4 protein-coding genes are annotated in these 2,989 nt (G+C 68.3%); all 4 read right to left on the bottom strand.

The window, feature by feature from the left end; translation table 11 throughout:
* The coding region (locus tag V6M46_RS09165; RefSeq protein ID WP_332664010.1) for an ATP-binding cassette domain-containing protein at positions 1 to 464 on the bottom strand (464 nt) is incomplete at its 3' end.
* Positions 454 to 1,311 (bottom strand): ABC transporter permease, encoded by an 858-nt coding sequence (locus tag V6M46_RS09170; RefSeq protein ID WP_332664011.1) that lies wholly within the window; start codon positions 1,309 to 1,311, stop codon positions 454 to 456. The genes V6M46_RS09170 and V6M46_RS09165, both read right to left, overlap by 11 nt.
* 82 nt (positions 1,312 to 1,393) lie before the next feature.
* On the bottom strand, positions 1,394 to 2,059 hold the full coding sequence (locus V6M46_RS09175; protein WP_332664013.1) for a TIGR03089 family protein: 666 nt from the start codon (positions 2,057 to 2,059) through the stop codon (positions 1,394 to 1,396).
* Positions 2,056 to 2,832: a 2-phospho-L-lactate transferase CofD family protein gene (locus V6M46_RS09180; RefSeq protein WP_332664015.1), complete on the bottom strand. Its 777-nt coding sequence runs from the start codon at positions 2,830 to 2,832 to the stop codon at positions 2,056 to 2,058. Before V6M46_RS09180 ends, V6M46_RS09175 begins: the two co-directional genes overlap by 4 nt.
* Between the last annotated feature and the right edge of the window lie 157 nt (positions 2,833 to 2,989).

A 2,989-nucleotide genomic window follows, 5' to 3' on the forward strand; every position in this document is an offset into this window, starting at 1 on the left:
AGGCCCGAGAACTTCACGATCTCCTCGTAGTTGGCCTCGATCTCGTCCATCGTGAAGCCCATCGCGAGGCCGCCGAGGATGATGTTGCGCTCGCCCGAGAGGTCCTTCATGAGGGCCGCGCCGACGCCCAGGAGGCTGGGTCGCGAGGAGGCGTAGATCGCACCGCGGCTGGCGGGCGTGAGCCCGACGATCGCCCGCATGAGGGTCGACTTGCCCGAGCCGTTGGTGCCGATGACGCCGATGCTGTCCTGCTCGTACGCCGTGAAGGACACGCCCTTGAGGGCATGAACCGTGCGCAGCTGCTTGCCGCGCCCGCGCAGCACCTTGGAGCGGCGGTCAGCGGCGGTGGGCCGCTTGCCCGTCGCGAACACCTTGTACTCGACGTGCACGTCGTCGACGACGACGACGGGTTTGCGGTCTGTCGGCGGCTGGGGTGCCTGCACCTTGGTCTCGTCAGTCGACACGGCCGTACCTCTCCTCTGCGCGCCAGAAGAACCAGACCCCGAACGCGAAGAGGCCGAGCGACCAGATCGTCGCGTACAGCCAGTAGCGTTCATCGATCGCGTACGTGTCGCCGGCGAGAAGCGCCGCGCGGGCAAGCGTCAGGAACTCGTTGACGGGTTGGAAGTCTGCGATCCGCATGATGACGGGATAGTCGCCGAACCGCTCCTTGACGCTGAAGAAGATGCCGGTCGTGTAGAAGAAGAATCGGGTGAGGAACGGCAGGAAGTTGTTGACGTCGCGCCAGTGCACCGCCAGTCGAGCGGTGACGAGCGCGAGACCGCAGTTGAAGAAGTAGTAGAGGAGGAAGAGCGGGATGATCATGACCCAGTGCAGGTGGGGGGCATTGCCGCTCACGAGCAGGAACACCAGCATGATCGCGATGGTGGGCAGGAACTGCAGGAACCGTTGAGTGACGGCGGCCAGCGGCAGGACCATGCGGGGGAAGGCGAGGCTCTGGACCAGTGCGGCGTTGTTGGTGATCGACTTGCCGCCCGCGGTCCACGCCTGGGCGAAGAACTCGAACAGGAACACACCGATGATCAGGAACTCGACGAAGTGCGGGGGCCGAGCGCTCTTGCCGAGCAGGAACCCGAAGATCAAGCCGTAGACGAGAGCATTGAGCAGCGGCTTGAGGATCACCCAGAACATGCCGAGCGAGTTCTGCTGGTTCTCCGACTCGATCTTGAAGCGAGCCATCGAGAAGATGAAGACCCGGCGCTTCCAGACCTCAGAGACGTACTCGCGGAGCGGTGGCCGCCCCCCGACCTTGTGAAGGCCCAGGCGCGCCGCATCCTCGGCGGTTGTCATCCGTGTGGTGTCCCTACTGTTCAGGCATTCGGGGGCGCCTGACGTCCTGCCGTCGAGGCATCGTCGAGTGTAGTGGATCGGCCTACCGGGTCTCGGCGCCCTCCTGCGTGCTCACGCGTGAGATCTGCTCCGGTGTGGCGGATGCCACGATCACCAGCGAGCCGCCGCCCAGGCAGGCCGCGGTAACGAGCTCGGCATCGCGCCGGATGCTTCCGGGGACGACGAGCCGGCGACCGCCGTCGGGCACGACGGTCGACAGGAGCTCGGCGTGCGTGCTTGCCGCTCCCTCGAGGTCGAGCGCCAGCGTCGTCGGCTCGGGGGGATCGAGGGCAACGAAGTGGTCACCGTGACCGGGCACCTCGGCGCCCAGGTCGAGGAACCCGGGCGGCGGCTCCGGGAACCGTCCACCGAGCGGCCGCAAGGACGCGGCGACGCGCTGCGGCTCGTCGGCGACGAGGTCGGGACCGCTCAGCCCGATGTCGGCGGTGTGGTCGACGATCGCCGCGCCGACGTTCCACGCCGACAGGATCCACACCGTCGTGAGCCAGTGGCTCGGCAGCCCGATGCGGATGCGGCTGCCGGGGCCGGCGTCCAGCTCGTCGACGAGGAAGTTGCTGGTCTTGGCGACCCAGTTGGCGGTCGTGGTCGTGCTCAGCTCGACCCGCTCGCCGGTTGCCAGGTCGTAGTAGGTCACGAGGGGCTGCGAGGGGTCGGCCGCGACCCGGAGCAGCTGGTCGAGGGTCTTCACGCGGCCACGACCTTGCGCGCCCGGTCGAGCACGACTCCGGCGTCGGCAGGCACCGGCTCAGGCCGGCCGGGATCGGCCTCGCGCAAACCGGCCACGCGTACGAGCTCGGCGGGCGCGGTGTCCTCGTGCTCGACGACCAGGACCGGCACATCGTCCCGGAACGCGTCGAGCATGCCGGGCGCCCGGAGCACGGGGTCGATCGCGAGCGTACGGCTGGTCGGACCGAGGACGACGACGTCGGACGATCCGATCGCCGCGCGTACGGCGGCGGAGACGGACCACGTCTCCGCCACGAGCACCAGGTCCTGCATCTCGTACGCGTCGGGGTCCGCGAGGATCTCGGCGATGTGCACGGCACGCACCCCCTCGGCCGCCGGGACCACGACGTGCAGCTCGGCACGGTCGTCGCTCGCCGGCAGCACCGTGAACCGGAGGTCGCGACGGGCCGCCGCCGCAGTGGTGGCCTCGGTCAGCGTGTAGCCGGCGCCGAGCAGCTCCGTGCGGATCAGCTGGCCCGCGACGTCGGCGTCACTCGGCCGCTGCCAGCTGGGGGAGTAGCCGATCGCGTTCAGCTCGTCGGCGACCGCATGCGTCTGGGCGGCGCCCGGGACGGCGAGGAGCGCGTCGAGATCGGGGCACATCTTGAGCCCCGTGGCCCACCGGTCGCGCATCGTCGGGGTGATGACGACCAGCTCGTCGCCGGGCTCGAGACGCCCGGCGAGGTCGTGCGCGAAGGGCGCGCCGTCGGCGCCGAGGATGACCGTGATCCGCATGTCGGCCATTGTGTCTTGCCTCCTCAGGTGTCCTGCAGGCGGGCGACACGCCGGAGATTTCGTGAATCTTGCCATTCGGCTTGACTTGTGACAGGTGACAGGACTGTAATTCCATGTATGTCATTCGATCTGGGTCTGCCGCAAGAGCTCGATGAAG

The sequence above is a fragment of the Aeromicrobium sp. genome (assembly GCF_036676885.1).
Lineage (GTDB): Bacteria > Actinomycetota > Actinomycetes > Propionibacteriales > Nocardioidaceae > Aeromicrobium.